This is a genomic window from Bacillus sp. AFS002410, from assembly GCF_002556365.1.
Lineage (GTDB): Bacteria > Bacillota > Bacilli > Bacillales > Bacillaceae_G > Gottfriedia.
Window position 1 is genome coordinate 82,642 of record NZ_NUEU01000009.1, and the last position, 18,343, is coordinate 100,984.

At 35.2% G+C, this 18,343-nt stretch carries 17 protein-coding genes; all 17 read right to left on the reverse strand.

The genetic code is table 11. The annotated features are described in order from the left end of the window. Positions 1 to 16 precede the first annotated feature (16 nt). A complete protein-coding gene (locus tag CN692_RS08120) occupies positions 17 to 496 on the reverse strand; it encodes a carboxymuconolactone decarboxylase family protein (RefSeq protein WP_098118660.1) in 480 nt (159 codons plus the stop codon). Positions 497 to 764: 268 nt separating this feature from the next. Next, positions 765 to 1,334 (reverse strand): manganese catalase family protein, encoded by a 570-nt coding sequence (locus tag CN692_RS08125; RefSeq protein WP_098118661.1) that lies wholly within the window; start codon positions 1,332 to 1,334, stop codon positions 765 to 767. A gap of 15 nt (positions 1,335 to 1,349) precedes the next feature. Beyond that, positions 1,350 to 1,613 carry a spore coat protein CotJB gene (locus CN692_RS08130; protein ID WP_098118662.1) on the reverse strand — a complete coding sequence of 88 codons (264 nt, stop codon included), beginning with the start codon at positions 1,611 to 1,613 and terminating at the stop codon, positions 1,350 to 1,352. Positions 1,614 to 1,615: 2 nt separating this feature from the next. Then, positions 1,616 to 1,858, reverse strand: coding sequence for a spore coat associated protein CotJA (locus CN692_RS08135; RefSeq protein WP_172446201.1), 243 nt, complete (start codon positions 1,856 to 1,858; stop codon positions 1,616 to 1,618). Between the two features lie 73 nt (positions 1,859 to 1,931). Continuing rightward, positions 1,932 to 3,413 (reverse strand): flavin monoamine oxidase family protein, encoded by a 1,482-nt coding sequence (locus tag CN692_RS08140; RefSeq protein WP_098118664.1) that lies wholly within the window; start codon positions 3,411 to 3,413, stop codon positions 1,932 to 1,934. A 377-nt stretch (positions 3,414 to 3,790) separates the two neighbouring features. Further along, entirely contained in the window at positions 3,791 to 4,768 is a 978-nt protein-coding gene (locus CN692_RS08145; RefSeq protein WP_098118665.1) for a ring-cleaving dioxygenase, read from the reverse strand. A gap of 216 nt (positions 4,769 to 4,984) precedes the next feature. Continuing rightward, positions 4,985 to 6,721 (reverse strand): thiol reductant ABC exporter subunit CydC, encoded by a 1,737-nt coding sequence (gene cydC, locus CN692_RS08150; protein ID WP_098118666.1) that lies wholly within the window; start codon positions 6,719 to 6,721, stop codon positions 4,985 to 4,987. A 10-nt stretch (positions 6,722 to 6,731) separates the two neighbouring features. Further along, positions 6,732 to 8,435: a thiol reductant ABC exporter subunit CydD gene (gene cydD, locus CN692_RS08155; protein ID WP_098118667.1), complete on the reverse strand. Its 1,704-nt coding sequence runs from the start codon at positions 8,433 to 8,435 to the stop codon at positions 6,732 to 6,734. Continuing rightward, positions 8,435 to 9,448: a cytochrome d ubiquinol oxidase subunit II gene (cydB, locus tag CN692_RS08160; RefSeq protein WP_098118668.1), complete on the reverse strand. Its 1,014-nt coding sequence runs from the start codon at positions 9,446 to 9,448 to the stop codon at positions 8,435 to 8,437. Before cydB ends, cydD begins: the two co-directional genes overlap by 1 nt. After that, on the reverse strand, positions 9,445 to 10,839 hold the full coding sequence (locus CN692_RS08165; RefSeq protein WP_098118669.1) for a cytochrome ubiquinol oxidase subunit I: 1,395 nt from the start codon (positions 10,837 to 10,839) through the stop codon (positions 9,445 to 9,447). Before CN692_RS08165 ends, cydB begins: the two co-directional genes overlap by 4 nt. A 368-nt stretch (positions 10,840 to 11,207) precedes the next feature. Then, positions 11,208 to 11,738 carry a chromate transporter gene (locus tag CN692_RS08170; protein WP_098118670.1) on the reverse strand — a complete coding sequence of 177 codons (531 nt, stop codon included), beginning with the start codon at positions 11,736 to 11,738 and terminating at the stop codon, positions 11,208 to 11,210. Beyond that, a complete protein-coding gene (locus CN692_RS08175) occupies positions 11,735 to 12,301 on the reverse strand; it encodes a chromate transporter (RefSeq protein ID WP_098118671.1) in 567 nt (188 codons plus the stop codon). Before CN692_RS08175 ends, CN692_RS08170 begins: the two co-directional genes overlap by 4 nt. A gap of 12 nt (positions 12,302 to 12,313) precedes the next feature. Further along, complete coding sequence (gene ggt / locus CN692_RS08180) at positions 12,314 to 13,924, reverse strand: gamma-glutamyltransferase (protein WP_098118672.1); 1,611 nt, start codon at positions 13,922 to 13,924, stop codon at positions 12,314 to 12,316. Positions 13,925 to 13,939: 15 nt separating this feature from the next. Then, positions 13,940 to 14,926 (reverse strand): ABC transporter ATP-binding protein, encoded by a 987-nt coding sequence (locus tag CN692_RS08185; protein ID WP_098118673.1) that lies wholly within the window; start codon positions 14,924 to 14,926, stop codon positions 13,940 to 13,942. Continuing rightward, positions 14,923 to 15,900, reverse strand: coding sequence for an ABC transporter ATP-binding protein (locus CN692_RS08190; protein WP_098118674.1), 978 nt, complete (start codon positions 15,898 to 15,900; stop codon positions 14,923 to 14,925). Before CN692_RS08190 ends, CN692_RS08185 begins: the two co-directional genes overlap by 4 nt. Positions 15,901 to 15,908: 8 nt before the next feature. Further along, entirely contained in the window at positions 15,909 to 17,429 is a 1,521-nt protein-coding gene (locus tag CN692_RS08195; protein WP_098118675.1) for a glutathione ABC transporter substrate-binding protein, read from the reverse strand. A gap of 12 nt (positions 17,430 to 17,441) precedes the next feature. Further along, positions 17,442 to 18,329 carry an ABC transporter permease gene (locus tag CN692_RS08200; RefSeq protein ID WP_098119103.1) on the reverse strand — a complete coding sequence of 296 codons (888 nt, stop codon included), beginning with the start codon at positions 18,327 to 18,329 and terminating at the stop codon, positions 17,442 to 17,444. Positions 18,330 to 18,343: the final 14 nt, after the last annotated feature.

Genomic DNA, 18,343 nt, shown 5'->3' on the forward strand with positions numbered 1-18,343 from the left:
CGCTTTTTTGTCATTTTTATTTTAGCCCAGCTTTTGTTAATCCAAATGCTACATCTGCTGATCCAGGTACTGCTTTAAACGCTATACTAATTCTGTTCCAAGCATTTATTGCCATAACCGAGAATGTTAAATCAGATAATTCTTTTTCCGATAATTGCTCACGAACTTCATTATAAACTTCATCAGGCACACCGTGTTCAGGTAATTTAGTCAAAATCTCCGTCCATGTTAACGCCGCACGCTCACGTGGACTGAATAATGTAGACTCGCGCCAAATAGGAATATGGTAAAGACGAAGCTCTCTCTCACCATGCATTTTAGCTTGCTTAACGTGCATATCTGTACAAAAACCACATCCATTCATTTGTGATGCTCTAATGTGTACTAAATGAAGAATTGTTTCTTCGATTGAACTCTCATTCTCTGCATTGCTAAGTGCCATCATTTTGTTAACGAATTCTGGTGATTGTTTCATATAATCAATACGTTGTGTCATAATTTTCGTACCTCTTTTCTTTTATTTAAGTCGGATATCTCCACTCGAATATATAACGACTTATGGTTCCTTTTTGTGACATTCTTGAATTAGAAATGAATAAATTGTGACCCTTGAATTAGGCTTCACTTTTGTCTCATTTTCCAATCATATATATAACGATTTAGTGTGTCTTTTTGTGACATATATGTTTTATAAAAAATAAAAACCTGTTCCCGAGAAAACACTAGGAACAGGTTGATAATTTTATTATTAAAGGGTATCTAGCTTAAAAAATCTTCCGCTGCTGTCGATCATCCTTCAAAATTTCAACAGCTTCTCTAAATCTCTGCGAATGAACAATCTCTCGTTCTCTTAAAAATCTTAGACTATCATTTAAATCCGTGTCATCGGAAAGATCAATGATCCATTGATAAGTTGCTCTAGCTTTTTCTTCCGCTGCAATGTCTTCATATAAATCTGCGATTGGATCACCTTTTGCTTGAATATAAGCGGTAGTGAATGGCACACCGTCTGAGTTATGGTAGAAGAGTGCACTGTCGTGTGATGCGTAGTGGGTATCTAATCCTGCAGCTTTCATTTGGTCTGGGGTTGCGTCTTTTGTTAACTTATAAATCATCGTAGCAATCATTTCCAAATGAGCAAATTCCTCTGTCCCGATATCTGTCAAAAGTCCAATAACCTTATCCGGAATTGTATATCGTTGATTTAAGTATCTTAATGCAGCTGCTAATTCTCCGTCCGCTCCACCATATTGTTCAACTAAAAATTTGGCAAGCATGGGATTACAGGTACTTACTTTAACTGGATATTGTAACTTTTTTTCATAAATCCACATTACTACTCCCTCCTTTTAAACCTGCCATGGCCATGGGCCTTTATGCCAGTTCCAGTTTTGGTCTGAAAAACTACTACCAAATTGATATAATGGGCCATATTTTGATTCAAAGTTGGCTTCAATTTGCTTTTTATATTGGGCATATTGGTTAAATTGGTTGATTGCATTTTGATCATCTTGATGAGTATCTAAATATAAAGTTAATTCTACAAGCACAAAATCAACTGCTTGAAGTTCCTCTAAATCTTGATAATACTCTGGAGGAAGTTGCTGCGTCATATTTAATCCCTCCTAGCTTTATATGGATTTTCGTAATAGTCATAAAAAACCTTCCATAGAGTACCCTTTTTTAAAGCCTCTTTGTATGAAAATTGCTCTAATCCTGGTGGCTGAAATCCTAAATATAAATGTGGAGGTGTTGAAAAATATCTTTTCCCGATTGGTGGACACGGGTCATTTGGACCATGAAAAACATCATATGTTTTAACAGGGGTAAATTGAAGTCCTTGGTTATTTTCGTTCAAACTGATCACTCCCTCAAATAAAAAAAACATCCACTATCTCCACTATATTCACGGGAAATGCGAAAAATGAATTTTATTCTTCATTGAGAGTCCGATTATTGACCTCAAATGCCGAGCGAATGCCCGATTCGACTGCACCTTCAATCCATGCAGGAGCAGATGATGTATGTTCTCCAGCAAAGTGTACTTTCCCCTCAGGAGTGGAGATATATGGCGACAGTTCTCTATTTTGTTCAGGCTTAAACATAGAAAAAGCCCCACCAGAGTATGGATAAAGAGCCCAGCTATGTGTATAGCCTGTAATAAATTCAGTATAAACTTGACTTCCATGTATGGTTGCTAGATCTTTCAAAGCATTCATTATGCGGTCATTTTCAGACATACTATCCCAAATCAATGCATCGTCTTCCCAAGTGTAACTAGCTAAAATGATTCCAGACCCGTTATTCCCATTATGATTACTTGGATAGTAAGCAAACCGAATCGGTAAATCCGTAATTAATTTCCCACCTAATGTCCCATCCTTTTCCCAAAATCTACTTTTAAATTGAAGTCCAATTTTTGTAGAAGGAACATAGTGTAATTCTCGAATCGCTTTCCATTTATTATAAGAAAATGAGTTTCTTGGGATCACTTCAATGAAATTTAATAATGAAAAGGGGATGGTAATAATGGCATAGTCAGCAGTAGTTTGATAATGCAGATGGCTTGTATAATGATCTGAATGAATTGTTACTTGATTATTTTCTTGCACTATTTTATTCATTTTTTGACCAAAGAATATATTCTCCTTTAATTGTGTTAAAAACTTTCTAGGCAGTAGATCATTCCCCCCGGTAATCTCGTATAACTTAATTTCCTTTGAAAGTAATACAATGAACTCTCTTAAAATAGCAGTAAAGGCAAGTTCAGGAAATCCTTCCATCCCTTGAAGTACCTTCACTTTTTCCGCAGCACCAGGTGACAGTGGTGTTCCGATTGGATTATATCTTAAAAATGAATCCATTGAATGATTATCATAATTTTGGATAATGGTCTTCCAGTTCTCATCAGGATTTTGATTAATAAAGTCAATTACAGTTTTCAACGATCTTTCAATTAACTGATCTACATTAACTCCTTTTTCATCGGCCGCTACACGATAACCTAAAATATCTGGATTTTGTTCATATAGCTTTTGCGTTGTTTTTACACCATTTACATAAATAATATCCTCTGATTTTCCGTTTATAAACTCATTTATTTTCAACTTAAATTTATTAATATATTCAAGTACAAGCTTGTGATTTGAAGCAATACGCATTGCACCTAATTCTAAATACTGATCATTAATAAAGGGTGCTCTTTTCGTAAAAATCCTACCGCCCACTCGGCCATTTGCTTCTAAAATGGTTACCTCATGTCCTACATCCTTTAATAAAGATCCTGCTACCAATCCCGAAATTCCCGCTCCTACTATAACAATCTTTCTTGGATTATTTGTCTTCACTAGTCCATTTTGGATTATATTTACCATTTCATCCTTTGATAAATGCCTATCCGGTGTAGTATTCATGTTTCCTCTCCTAAAAAAATATTTTAGTTCATAAGATTTTTATTCAGTGAAATATTTCATTAGAATAACAAATCGTTTTATACATTAATTTTTTCAGGTAATTTTTAACAGTTTGATTAACCATAGGTGTGATTTTCCACTCAATACTCTCGAACGGAGCGTGATATATACAGATATCAACAAATTTAACGATTATATCAACAAAAACAGATGCTTTATCAACAAAAATAACCATTATATCAACAAAGTTCACAGCTTTATCAATAAATTACACAATGTGTTCGCTTTCCCGGTCATGTTGCGGTATCGGCGGCAGCACAGCGCCACCACCAAACAAAAAAAGCACCCACTAAAAAAGTGAGTGCCCTTTACAAACATTATTCCTTAACAAAATCCTTCGTACTTCTAACAGTATCAATCTGACGAACCATTCCTTCGATTTCATCACGTTTTGGTTCTAAGAAAGGTGGTAATGATAGTTTTTCACCAAGTGTTTCGTAAGGCTCGTCACCCATAAATCCTGGTCCATCTGTCGCAAATTCAAATAGGATTTGTGGAGCTACTCTTGCGTATAAAGATTCGAAGAAGTGACGATCTACATAGCCAGAGTTAGGTAAACGGAATGAGTCGAGACGTTTGATCCATTCTTTTAGAACAGATGTATCTTCTACACGGAATGCTACATGGTGAACTGTACCAAAGCCTTGGAAGCTTTGAGGTAATATTTCATTATGTTCAGCAATAATTTGTGCTCCGTTTCCTCCTTCGCCAACTTCGAATAAGTGGAATGAATCTTCTTTATCAATTTCTTTAAATAAAAGTACTTTTTCGATTACTTCTTTAAAGAATGCAAAATTTGCTACGCGGATAAAGATTGGGCCTAGTCCTGTTATTGCATATTCTAATGGAATTGGGCCCTTTTGCCACGGTGTACCTGAGGCAATTCCTTTGTTATGTTCATCTGAAATTAATTGGTATTGTTGATCATCGAAATCAACAAACGATAGTGTTTTCTTACCGAATTGTGTTTTTATTCCTGTGTGCTTCACATTTAATCGATCAAAACGTTTCTCCCAATAATCTAGAGCTGCATCTGTTGGTACTCGGAATGATGTTTTTGAAATCTCATTTGTACCATGTGCTCCTTTTGGAATACCAGGGAAGTCAAAAAATGTCATGTCCGTTCCAGCGCTACCCTTATCGTCTGCAAAGAATAAATGATACGTTTGAATATCGTCTTGATTGACTGTTTTCTTTACTAAACGCATTCCTAAAACATAAGTGAAAAATTCATAGTTTTTTTCCGCACTGCTAGTTATTGCTGTTACGTGATGTATACCTTTTAAGCCGTTCATACGAATACCTCCAAATAGTAGTTTTTTTGTATATAAGCATTTTTATTTTGCGAATCTATAGCTGAAGAATACTGAAAAAATTAATTAAAATTTATTTTGAATTCAATATATCTCGAATTCGAGATAAATATATCATGTAAATCATTTTCCGTCAAACTGTAATTTTGATGAACAAAAAAGACTCCGACAAATTCGTCAGAGTCCTTTAACTTACGTCTATTCTATTACGGTAAATGGGCGATCTAACTCAAAAAGGTTGCGATATCGAGTTTCGTGTCTGTAAAGATCATCGTGTGATCCATTCATTGCGATTGTTCCTTTATCTAAGAAAAGAATTTGATCAGCCATTTCTGCACCAATTAAATGGTGTGTAATCCATAATACCGTTTTTCCTTCTAAAACTTTAAAGATTGTCTGAAGTAATTTTCTTTCTGTAATTGAATCCAGTCCGACAGTTGGTTCATCTAGAATGACAATTGGTGTATTTTGAAGGAGTATTCTCGCCAATGCTATTCTTTGACGTTCGCCACCTGAAAATCTTACACCAGTTTCTTGCATAGAAGTATGATAACCTTCCGGAAGTGATGCGATATATTCATGCAGTTCAACCATTTTCGTTACTCTTATAACATCTTCATCACTTGCCGTTGGATTTCCTAAACGAATATTATTTAAAACTGAAGTATCAAATAAATATGGCTTTTGGTTTAGTACAGAGACAACTTTCGAAATATGGTCGCCGAATGATTCACTTTCGATTCCATTCAATTTAACGCTTCCTTGGGTAGGAGGCTCTACTCCCTCAATTAGTTTAAGAATCGTTGATTTACCTGATCCACTTGGTCCTAATAAGGCTGTTTTTTTATTTGGCTCAATCGTAAATGAAATATTGTTTAAAATATTTTCGCTTTCAGGATAATGAAAACTTACATTTTTAAATTCGATTTGTCTATCATCATCAATATTTCCTTCTAAAACAGGTATTTGCTCAACACGTTTTACCTCTTTAATCCCATCTAATCGATTGATTGAATCCGAATATAATGGGACACTGCCAAGAGAATTTGATAACGGAATAAAGGCTTCTGTTAAAGGAAATATTACTAAAACAAATGCAGCAATAAACGTTTTTGGTATCTCTCCAGCTAAACTTTCATTCCCTGCCCAATAAAGCAACATTAACACTAAAATTGCCACAACGAACTGTGCAGCTAAGTCTCGCCATCTTCTAAATCTTTTTTCTTTGCCTTGGATATTTCTTAAGGAATCATCCATTTTGCTATATTCTTTTATAAAACTTGTTTGCCTACCACTAAATAACCAATCGCTAATACCAATCACAGCATCAGTTAGATTTTCGTATAAATGACTTTTTTCCTTTTTTATTTGATGTGTCCGTGCTTTTTCAACTAATAATGAAAAAAGTGGTAAAACTCCGATTAATACAAATGAAACAATTGCGGTTAGTAAGGCAAAAGGAACTGAGAAAAACCCTAGTGCAATTACCGAAATAAAATAGATAAATAATGCAGCAATGCCAGGAAAAATAGTTTTCAAGTAAATATCCTGTAAATGTTCAATATCATTCGCTAGCAATCCTAAAATATCTCCTGTTTTAAACATCGAATTGATATTAAGTGCATACGGTTCGAGATTGCTAAATAATCTAGTTCTCATTCGAGATAAAATTTTTAAAATAGTGTGATGCCCGACTAATCTTTCAACATATTTAGATGCCGACCTTAAAATTCCAAATGTCCTTACAGCTACGATTGGTACATAAATCATTAAAATATTTTCAGGTCTAGTTGCTGCTTTTGAGATTAAATAGCCAGAAGTGTACATAAGTGAAGCCGCTGCAAAAATTGTCAGTGCACTTAAGAAAATCACAACTATAAATAAACGACGATTTTCTTTTATATATGGTAAAATCCACCCATTTTTATTTAACATATTTTTCCCTCTAACTATGAATTAGTCGATAATAATGACCTTTATTCATCATTAATTGTTCGTGCGTACCAACTTCAACTATGCTACCTTCGTTCATCACAATAATTTGATCCATTTCTTTCATCCAATGTAAGCGATGTGTAGCTAATACCACTAATTTATTTGAAAATAACTTAAGCATTGTTTGTTTTAATTCAAACTCTGTTTCAATATCAAGATGACTAGTAGGTTCATCCAATAAAAGTACTGGACGATTTTCTAAAAAAGCTCTAGCAAGTGCAACGCGTTGGCTTTGTCCCCCACTTAACGCTCTGCCACCTTCACCAATCTTTTCTTCTATTCCATTCGGCAGTTCGTTCATTAAAGAAGTTAAACCGGACTCTCTAGCTGCATCTTCAATTTCCTCGTTAGTTGCAGTAGGTTTATAGAAACTTATATTATCTTTTAATGATTTTGAAAAGATGTACGGATTTTGTGGGATATAGATTAACTGTTTATGCCAATCAGCTAATTGAAGATGCGATACCTCTTCACCTGAAATTTGAATAGTACCTTGTGAAGGCTCCAAAAATCCTCCGATCAAGTCAATTAGTGTTGATTTACCCGAGCCACTCTCTCCAACAATCCCTATCTTTTGAAACCCATTAATACTTAAATTTATATTCGATAAAATCGTCTGACCATCTTTCTCAGGGCTTACGGATAGGTCATGCAAATTAATTGTACTTTTATGGCTCCACTCTGAAAGAGGAGCTGTATCTTGAGCTTTAAACTCCTGCTCATCTAAAATATTCTGCATTGCCTTTCCAGCTTCTTGACCGTTTAATGTAGCATGATAATCCGCACCAACTTCGCGAACTGGTAAGAAATATTCAGGAGCTAAGATTAAAATCGTAAGTGCCGGACCTAATAATATTACTCCGTCAATTAAGCGAAGACCTAAAAATACGGCAACTGTAGCAATCGATAGCATAGTAAATAAATCTAGCGCAAATGATGATAAAAAAGCTACTTTCAGAGTTCCCATCGTCGCTTCTCTGTATCTTTCACTTACATTTTCAATTTTTTTAATATGTTTTCTACTTAATCCAAGAAATTTTAATGTTTCCAGACCACGCAGTGAATCTGTAAAATGGTTCGATAAAATTCGGTAAATCTTCCATTGTTTATCTGATTTCTTTTTAGCCGCTAATCCAAGTAAGATCATAAAAATAATAATGATTGGAAATGTTACGATTAATATAAGTGCAGAAACTTTATCAACAAAGAAAATATAGACCACAATTACTGGTGAGATGATGGCTAAATTAATCATTTTCAAAGGAACGATTTCTAAATATTGTTTTAGTTGGGTAGTTCCTTCCATAATTAGTGTTACAATGCTTCCTGTTCCTGATTTTCTTGCATATCTAGGTCCGAGTCTAAAAAGCTTCTCTAAAACTTCCATCTTTATTTCCGTCGATGCAATGTCTGCAAAGCTTTCCGAACACTTCTGTTTGATTGTTGAGACAATATATCGGCAGACAAATGCGACGATGAAGAAAATAGTAGCGTATAAAATATCGCTACTACTTTTTCCATTGAACAATTTGACAATAGCTTGTGAAAGCATATATGCCTGAATAATAATTGTCGCTACATGTATAATTGTTAAAAAAGATAAGATAATAAATAAACTCTTTATCCCTTTGTATTTAATAAGATCTCTTCCCATTAATAAGTCAAATCCTTCTCATCCACTCTTTTTCTAAACACATAATAACTCCAAATTTGATAACCTAGTACGAATGGCAATAGTGTACATGCTACAATTGTCATTACTTTTAATGAATATGGACCTGATGATGCATTATAAACTGTTAAGTCATAAGTTGTTTTTATTGAACTAATCATGACTCTTGGGAACAGAGAAGTAAATAGAGTTCCTACAGTAAGTACAATACCAAGTCCTGTCATAGTAAATGACCAACCGTCTCTTTTCTTAATGATGAAGACTGTAGCAAGAACGTAAGATACTACGATTAATAAAATAAGTGGCACTGTTATTTGCGCTTTTACTTTAAACATATCCGTTTCAAAAAATGCCATACCAGTAAATGCAACTAAGAATAGGAATACTGGTATGATTACTAAACGTGCTAGAGATCGTGCGCGATCTCTTAAGTCTCCAACCGTTTTTAAAGTTAAAAACATTAATCCGTGTAATAGACATAAAAGCGTCACAGTTATACCGCCGACTACAGTGAATAAATTAACGTAATCAGTAAATCCAGCAGATATATTCATATTTTTATCGATCGGCATTCCTCTAAGGATACTAGAGAATAGTACGCCGAATAAAAATGGTGGTAATAAACTACCGAAGAAAATTACCCAATCCCAAGCTTTTGCCCATTTCAAACTTTCAACTTTCCCTCTAAATTCAAAAGCAACTCCGCGTCCAATCAATGCCATTAAGACGAATACAAACGGAATATAATAGCCACTGAACATCGTTGCATACCAATTCGGAAATGCTGCAAAGATTGCTCCACCAGCAGTTAATAACCAAACTTCATTTGCGTCCCAAAATGGCCCAATTGTATTTATTAATATTCTTCTTTCAGTATCATTTTTAGCTAGTAGCTTCGTAGATATACCTACACCAAAGTCAAAGCCTTCTAAAAAGAAGAAGCCAATAAATAAAACTGCAACAAGTAAAAACCATAATTCATTTAACCCAATCATACAATTGTGACCTCCCTTTCAAACGGATCAACAGTAGGAACCTCTTCTTTTTTAACGTGATGTGTTCCTTTTTTAATTTCTTTCACAAACAAGTAAACTAAAACGGCTGCTAAAATTGCGTACATTGAAGTAAAAGTTATGATAGAGAATATAAGTGATCCTTTTGAAACATTAGGTGACACAGATGCAGCTGTCGTCATTAAACCAAATACAGTCCAAGGTTGACGGCCTATTTCCGTCATAACCCATCCAGCTGTATTTGCTATAAATGGTAATGAAATAAGGAATATTGTTGCCTTTAAGAATAGATTTTTTGATTCTAATTTTTTACGATAACTAAAATATAATCCTAGCATCGACATTAAAATCATGACCATTCCTGCACCTGCCATAATTCTAAAGCTCCAGAATGTCGTATTAACTGGTGGAATATAATTTCCGGGACCATATAATTTCTCATATTGCTTTTGTAATGTATTCATTCCAGGTACTTTACCTTCAAACTTCTCGTAAGCTAGATAACTTAATAAATATGGTACTTCTACCTCATATTTATTCTCTTTCTTTTTCGAATCGATCAGACCAAAGAGCATCCAGCCTGCAGGGTCGCCACTATCTTTCCAAAGCCCCTCACTTGCAGCCATTTTCATTGGCTGTGATTCCATTAAATGCTTCGCTTGAGAATGGCCGCTAAACGCCACGCCAATTCCTGCTATTAAAGCGACAACCATTGCTAGATTGAATGCTTTCTTAAAGATTGCGATCTCTTGTTTCTTTAAAATTTTATATGCACTTACACCAGCTACAAATAGTGCACCAGTTGCTAATGCTCCAGCAATCGTATGAGGAAACTCTACTTTTAGCTGAGGATTTGTAATGATTGCCAAGAAATCGTTCATTTGTGCACGTCCATTTTTGATCGTATAACCAACTGGCTCCTGCATAAATGAATTAGCTGCTAAAATCCAAAATGCAGACATGACAGTTCCAAATGCAACTAGCCAAATACACAATAAATGAATTTTTTTAGACAGTTTTTCCCAACCAAAAATCCATATACCTAAAAACGTAGATTCCATAAAAAACGCCAAAAGTGCTTCAATTGCTAGCGGTGCTCCAAATACATCCCCTACAAATCGAGAATACTCAGACCAGTTCATACCAAACTGAAATTCTTGAATAATACCAGTAACAACACCAACAGCAAAATTAATTAAAAATAAGTGCCCAAAGAATTTTGTTAACTTTTTATATGTCTCGTTATTTCGAAAAACATACAATGTTTCCATAATTGCAACCATAAATACTAAACCAATAGAAAGTGGTACAAATAAAAAATGGAAAATCGTCGTGGAACCAAATTGTATTCTTGCAAGTTCTAACACACTCACAGTCCATCCCCCTTAGGATAAAGAATATTTCAAAAAAAATTTCATAAAGCTTAGGATAACTTTGAACATTTTTTCACAAATAATTCATTAAGTAATTTCTAGAGAATCACATACGGTATCTCTTGTTACTTATAGTTTACTTTTCTAAAAGGGTTTTTGACTTAAACTAATATGTCAAATTCGTGTCAATAAATTGTCTATTTTGTGACGAAATTCACAAATGTTGATATGTATAATTTTTACATGCTATAATAATTGCTATTTTTATGACACTTCACATTATGGTAATAAATTTAAAAAGACTCAACGCAAAAAAACATTATTAAAGCAACACCACATTAACTGTTGCTTCAATAATGTTCAACTACTTATGCTAAGAATACAGCTCCATATACAAGTGCTCCCCCGATTACATATGCAGGGTGAATTTTCCAACGCTCCAAAAATAATAGAGAAAGTACACTAATAATGATTGTTTGAGTTACACCTACACCATTATATGAATCATTGAAAAAGTCAAAAGCCATAATGCCAAGTAATACTGCAATTAGCGGTTTAACAAATGCAGTCATTTTTTTAACTTTAGGTGAATTTTTGTGCTTCATTAATATGCTTAATAATGCAATCATCAAAATAAGTGATGGTGCGATTGAAGCAAATAATCCAACAAATGCGCCAAACGCTCCTCCTTGAGCATAACCAATATACCCTGCCAGCTTTGTAGCTATTGGACCTGGTAGTGCATTGGCTAATGCAAGTACATTACTAAAATCAACTGAACTCATCCATCCGTATTTATCTACAACTTCATTCTCAATCAGAGGAATAGAGGCTGGTCCACCACCGTATCCGAAAATTCCAGGTAAGAAAAATGCCAAGAATATTTTCCAAAAGATCATGATGCCTTCACCTTCTTCTTCTTTTCATTTTTACTTTTTGAGAAAAAGGCATATCCAACTAAACATCCGATTAGTATTGCAGGATGTACATTTAAAAAATAGAGAAGGATAAAACTAGCTACTACAATTATACTAGTAATTTTCCAACCGAGAGATTCTCTTGATTTTTCTACAAAATCCCATGTTAAAGTCGCTAACATCACTCCTACTACTGGAACAACCGCTTTTGACATACCTTGTACCCAAGCAATGCCTTTAAAACGATTTAACGTTGATAATAGAATCATAAGTAGGATGACAGTCGGTAGCGTTGTTGCGATTATTGCATTTAGCATACCCACTACCCCACCTATCCTCCATCCAATATATCCCGCAAGCTTTGTTGCGATTGGTCCAGGAAGAGCATTTCCAATTGCTAATACATCGGAAAAGTCATCTTTATTTAACCATTTATACTTATCTACAACCTCTGTATGTATAAGTGGTATGGAAGATGGACCTCCCCCGTAACCTAACATTCCTACTCTAAAAAAAGCTAAAAAAAGTTGCCATTGATTTAACATTGAATCATTCCTTTACCAAACTGCAATTGCGCCATCTGTTCGAGATTCTGTTCCTCCCATTAACACACCGTTCTGTGGATTACGCCATATAATTTGGCCTCTACCAAAGCTGCTACAATCCGTAGCAATCTGAATTTGATGGCCTTTTCGAGCAAGTGCTTGAGCAAGATGATTTGGAAAATGAGGTTCAACTACCACTTTTTTCCCTTCCATCCATTGCCATCTAGGTGCATCTAATGTACTTTGAGGATTTAATAGAAAATCTACCGTATTCATTACAACTTGTGCGTGGCCTTGTGGTTGCATATATCCGCCCATTACGCCAAATGGACCAACCGCTTCGCCATCCTTTGTTAAAAATCCAGGAATTATCGTGTGATATGTTCTTTTACCTGGTTTAAGTGAATTTGAATGCTCTGGAATTAACGAAAAGTCATGCCCTCTGTTTTGGAGTGCAATACCCGTATCTGGAATGACGATTCCTGATCCAAATCCCATATAGTTACTTTGAATAAAAGAAACCATATTCCCTTCCCCATCAGCAGTAGCTAAGTAAACAGTACCACCTTTTGGAGGAGTGTAATTTTCCGGTTCAATCGCTTTTTCACCAATTAATTCTCTACGTGATGCAGCATATTCTTCTGACAATAGCTCATCGACATCGATATTCATATGTTCTGAATCGGTAATGAATGCTTTTCCATCAGTAAAAGCTAGTTTCATAGCTTCTATTTGCTTATGATATGTATCAACTTCATCTTTTGTAGAAAAATTAAAACCTCTAGCAATATTTAATGCCATTAACGCGACCATACCTTGTCCATTCGGCGGGATTTCCCATACATCATATCCACGATAATTAGTAGAGATTGGTTTTACCCATTCCACTTTATATTCACTTAAGTCTTCTAAACTTAAATATCCATTATGCTCTTTCATAAATGAAGCAATTTTTTCTGCTAACTCTCCACGATAAAAGCTTTCTGCATTTGTTGCTCCAATTTCTCGTAAAGTTTTAGCATGCGATTTGGATGACCACATTTCACCGATTTCCGGAGCTCGATCATCTGGAGTGAATGTTTTGAACCATTCGTCAAACTCAGATGTAGTAAATTGTTTTTTAAACTTTTCATAAGCTATATTCCAAAACTTCCCTAGAATTGGCGAGATCGGAAAGCCTTCTTCTGCAAGGGTAATTGCTGGTTGGAGAACTTCTTCTAATGGTAATTTACCAAATCGTTTTGATAATGCTGCCCATGCGGCAGGAACTCCTGGTACTGTAACAGGAATAACACCGTGAGTTGGCATATTCTCAATTCCTTGTTCTTTTAACTTTTCGATTGAAATTGATTTTGGTGCTGGCCCACTACCATTTAAGCCATGTAACTCCCCTTTCACCCAAACTAATGCAAAGGCGTCGCCACCTATTCCATTTGATGTTGGTTCAACTACCGTTAAAGCGGCTGCGGTAGCAATTGCAGCATCAATTGCGTTACCACCTTTTTTCAATATATCTAGCCCTGCTTGTGCTGCTAAAGGCTGGGATGTTGCCACCATTCCATTTTTTCCAAATGTTGTATGACGTTGTGCTGAATATGGATTATTTAAATGATCAAACTGCATTTAGTATCTTCTCCTTTATGCTTCTACATGGTGACATGCAACAAAATGATTTTCTTCTACTTCCTTCCACTCTGGCTTTTTTTGGCCACAAAGATCTGTCGCAAGTGGACAACGTGTACGGAATGTACAACCAGAAGGTGGATTAGCTGGATTTGGAATTTCACCTGTCAAACGGATTTTCTCATGTCTTTTTCCGACTTTTGGACGGGGAATCGCAGATAATAACGCCTTTGTATAAGGGTGTAGTGGATTTTTATATAATTTGTCTACTGGAGCTAGCTCAACAGTATTACCTAAATACATTACTAAAACTCGATCACAGAAATATCTAACTACTCCTAAATCATGGGAGATAAATAAATAAGTCAATTGATATTTTGCTTGTAATGATTTTAAGAGCTTTAATACTTGTGCTTGTACTGACACGTCAAGTGCAGATACTGCTTCGTCACAAATGATTAGTGATGGATTTAGAGCAATCGCTCTAGCAATTCCAATACGTTGGCGTTGTCCACCACTAAATTCATGGGGATAGCGATCGTAATGATCTTCATTTAAACCTACTTCACGAAGCAATCCGATTACTTTCTCTTTTCGTTCTTGTTTTGATAGATTAGTATGAATTACAAATACTTCTTCTAACGCATCGCCAATTCGTTGTCTTGGGTTTAATGAAGCATATGGATCTTGGAAAATCATCTGCATTTGTTTCTTAAAATCATTTCGGTTTTTATTGGATAAATGCTGAATTTCTGTATCTCTAAAAATTACTTTTCCATCTGTAATTTCCTCAAGACCTAAAATTGTCTTACCTAAAGTAGATTTACCGCAGCCCGATTCTCCTACAACTCCTAAGCTTTCACCTTCCAATAATGAAAGGCTTACTGCTTCAACGGCTTTAACGTGACCTTGTACTTTTTTTAGTAATCCTCCACGAATTGGGTAATACTTTTTTACATTTCGAAGCTCTAATAAAGGTGACTTACTTTTTACTAGAGTCATAGTGCATCCTCCTCACTTAACCAACATTTAACCGTGTGCCCATTTTTTATTTTAAATTCCTTTGGCACTTCAACTTTGCATCGCGCAAGGGCACGTTCACAGCGTGGATGAAAACGGCAGCCAGTTATTTGTTCGTTTAAGCTCGGCGTCGAGCCTGGAATAGCTTCCAATTCAAAATCTGGATCATCAACATTTGGTACAGAGTTTAATAGACCAATTGTATATGGATGACTTGGATTATTAAAGATCTCTTCTACAGGGCCTTCTTCAATTTTTTCTCCTGCATACATAACCATCACTTTATCAGCAATTTCAGCAACGACTCCCATATCATGTGTAACCATGATGACACCCATTCCAAGCTGTTCTTGTAAATCATGGATTAAATCTAAAATTTGTGACTGAATCGTGACATCAAGTGCTGTTGTTGGTTCATCCGCTATTAAAAGTCCTGGCGTACAAGCTAATGAAATGGCAATCATAACCCGCTGTCTCATTCCGCCGCTTAATTCATGAGGATATTGATGCATTCTTTTTTCTGGATAAGGAATACCAACTTGTTTTAAAAGTTCAATACCTCTTTTATTTGCTTCTTGTTTAGTAAGCTTTTGGTGAATCATTAGTGGTTCACGTAGTTGATACCCAATTGTAATAACAGGATTTAAAGCAGTCATTGGCTCTTGAAAAATCATCGATATTTTATTACCTCTAATTTTTCTTAGTTCATCATTTGTTAGCTTAGTTAAATCTGTTCCTTCTAATTGAATAGAGCCACTTTTAATTGATCCATTACTTGGCAATAATCCCATTACGGATAATGATGTAATGCTTTTCCCACAACCAGATTCTCCAACGATACATAAAGTCTCGCTTTTGTTTACTGAAAAGGATACATTTCGAACAGCTGGGATTTCTCCGTCAGCTGTTCGAAACGTTGTTACTAAATTGTTTACAGATAGAAGTTCTGTCGTCATCATGCTACCTACTCTCTGTGTACGTTATATAAAGACCATTGTCCAGTAGGGTCAATTACTAAACCTTTCACCGTTTGATCAACTGCAGATGTTACTACACCTTGATTCATAACGATGACCGGAGCATCCTTTACTAATAAATCATCCGCTTCTTTTAGTTTTTCTTTTCGAGCATCTGGGTCAATCGTTTGACGAGATTCATTCACTAACTTATCAAACTCAGGATTACTATATGAAATTCGGTTAGATATTCCAACATTGTCAGAGTGGAAGTTTGGATATAATAATTCACTACCATCTCCTGTACTATTTGCCCATCCTAAGAACGTTACATCGTATTGACCTTTCATTGTTGCATCTAGGAACGTACCCCATTCCATCGTTTCAAGCTTAACTTTTAAGCCAATATCAGTCATTTGAGCTTGAGCAATTTCTGCCATTTTCATATACATATCTCTGTTTGGAACTAACATTTTCACTTCTTTTCCTTCAAATCCATTATCTTTAATCAGTTTCTTAGCTTTTTCTACATCATAAGAATAGCCTGCTTCTTCTTCAGATTGGTCATATCCGAAAACTTTTGGACCAATTACACTATTCCCTTCAATACCTAATCCGTTTAATTGATTAATATACGCTTTACGATCTAATCCATAAGCAACTGCTTGACGGAATGCTAAGTTATTCATTGGTGCTTTTTTCATATTAAATCCTAAATAATAAACAGGTGTTCCTTCTGCTTTTGTAACTTTTACTTTTTTAATTGATTCTAGACGTTTAATTTGCTCTGCTGGTATTGCATCAATAAATTGTACTTTTCCAGTTTGTAGCATTGAGATCGCTGTAGATACTTCAGGAACAACTTTAAACGTAACTTTTTTCAGTTTAGGTGCACCATTCCAATAATCTTTATTCGCTTCAAGAACAATTTGGTCACCAGGTGTCCAGCTAACAAACTTAAATGGCCCAGTACCTACAGGTTTTTTCATTAAATCTCCATTTTTATCTGCTGTTGGACTTACAATTGAAGCAGCTGAGTGAGCAAGTGCCGCTAAAAGAGGTCCGTATGGATATTTCGTTTTAATTTCTAATTTGTAATCATCAACTACATTAATTGATTGGACTGGTTCTAATAAAGAAGCACGTGGAGCAGCCGTTTTTGGGTCACGGAATTTATCGAATGTGTACTTTACTGCTTCTGCGTTGAAATCTGTTCCATCTTGAAACTTAATTCCTTTTTTAAGCGTAATATCCCAAGTTTTATTGTCTGGATTTGTATATGATTCTGCTAAAAGTGGTTCAATTTCCATTGTTTTTGGATCTCGTTTAAATAAAGTTTCATAAACCTGACTGATCACATTAGCCGAAACTGAGTCATTTGTTAAAATTGGTGATAAACCAACTACATCTGATGTTGAAGCATAAGTAAGTTCTTGAGAAACATTAGCGCTATTTGATCCAGTCGTTTTACTAGAACATCCAGCAAGTAAAAGAATTGCACTAAATACGATAAACATCCACTTTTTCATATATCCATCTCCTTAATTGTTTATATTCATATTTGGATCTAAAGCATCTCTTAACCCATCACCTACGACATTAAAAGAGAAAACGATCAACATAATCGCGATACCCGGTACGATTGTCATATGTGGTGAAGAAAACATATAATCTTGCCCTTGCGAAATCATTGATCCCCATTCTGCTGTTGGCGGTTGAGCTCCAAGGCCTAAATAACTAAGTGATGCCGTTGCTAAAATAGCCGTGGCCATCTTCATTGTGCCAAAAACAATTATTGGTGCCATGCAGTTTGGTAAAATATGTTTCACCATAATGCGTAAATCACTAGCTCCTAAAGTCTTCATTGCTTGTATGTATTCTTGCTTTTTTATTGATAATACAGAACCACGAACGATTCTCGCACATGAAGGTATTGCCCATATACTAATCGCAACTGCAACATTTACAAGGCTAGTCCCAAGTATTGCGATAATTAGCATAGCTAGTAGTATTCCTGGGAAAGCAAAGAGTAAATCGACAATTCTCATTAGCAAGCCATCTAGTTTTGAGTAATATCCTGCTAGCATACCGATTGTAATTCCACCGATTAAGCCAAGAATTACTGCGCTAAACCCAACAAGAAGTGATACTCGTGATCCGTATACAATTCGACTCCACATATCACGTCCATAATTATCAGTCCCTAACCAATGTCCACTTGAGAATACTGGTAGCTCCGTTGATGATAAATGTTGTTTAATTGGATCGTGGATCGTAATTAATGGAGCGAACACTGCCATTAAAATTTGTAAAATAATAATAATTAATCCAAAAACGGCTAATCGATTTTTTACTAGTCGTTTAAACGTTTGAACAATAAATTTTTCTTTCTTTTTAGAACTAACTTGTTTTGTACCTATATTATTAATGACAACTTCCGTAG

Excerpts from the sequence above, each read along its gene's own strand:
- CN692_RS08170 (WP_098118670.1), bottom strand. The coding sequence starts at position 11,738 with ATGATCTTTTGGAAAATATTCTTGGCATTTTTCTTACCTGGAATTTTC.
- CN692_RS08145 (WP_098118665.1), bottom strand. The coding sequence starts at position 4,768 with ATGAACGGCTTAAAAGGTATACATCACGTAACAGCAATAACTAGCAGT.
- CN692_RS08190 (WP_098118674.1), bottom strand. The coding sequence starts at position 15,900 with ATGACGACAGAACTTCTATCTGTAAACAATTTAGTAACAACGTTTCGA.
- CN692_RS08125 (WP_098118661.1), bottom strand. The coding sequence starts at position 1,334 with ATGTGGATTTATGAAAAAAAGTTACAATATCCAGTTAAAGTAAGTACC.
- CN692_RS08140 (WP_098118664.1), bottom strand. The coding sequence starts at position 3,413 with ATGAATACTACACCGGATAGGCATTTATCAAAGGATGAAATGGTAAAT.
- CN692_RS08185 (WP_098118673.1), bottom strand. The coding sequence starts at position 14,926 with ATGACTCTAGTAAAAAGTAAGTCACCTTTATTAGAGCTTCGAAATGTA.
- CN692_RS08120 (WP_098118660.1), bottom strand. The coding sequence starts at position 496 with ATGACACAACGTATTGATTATATGAAACAATCACCAGAATTCGTTAAC.
- CN692_RS08175 (WP_098118671.1), bottom strand. The coding sequence starts at position 12,301 with ATGTTAAATCAATGGCAACTTTTTTTAGCTTTTTTTAGAGTAGGAATG.
- ggt (WP_098118672.1), bottom strand. The coding sequence starts at position 13,924 with ATGCAGTTTGATCATTTAAATAATCCATATTCAGCACAACGTCATACA.
- cydC (WP_098118666.1), bottom strand. The coding sequence starts at position 6,721 with ATGTTAAATAAAAATGGGTGGATTTTACCATATATAAAAGAAAATCGT.
- CN692_RS08195 (WP_098118675.1), bottom strand. The coding sequence starts at position 17,429 with ATGAAAAAGTGGATGTTTATCGTATTTAGTGCAATTCTTTTACTTGCT.
- cydD (WP_098118667.1), bottom strand. The coding sequence starts at position 8,435 with ATGGGAAGAGATCTTATTAAATACAAAGGGATAAAGAGTTTATTTATT.
- cydB (WP_098118668.1), bottom strand. The coding sequence starts at position 9,448 with ATGATTGGGTTAAATGAATTATGGTTTTTACTTGTTGCAGTTTTATTT.
- CN692_RS08130 (WP_098118662.1), bottom strand. The coding sequence starts at position 1,613 with ATGACGCAGCAACTTCCTCCAGAGTATTATCAAGATTTAGAGGAACTT.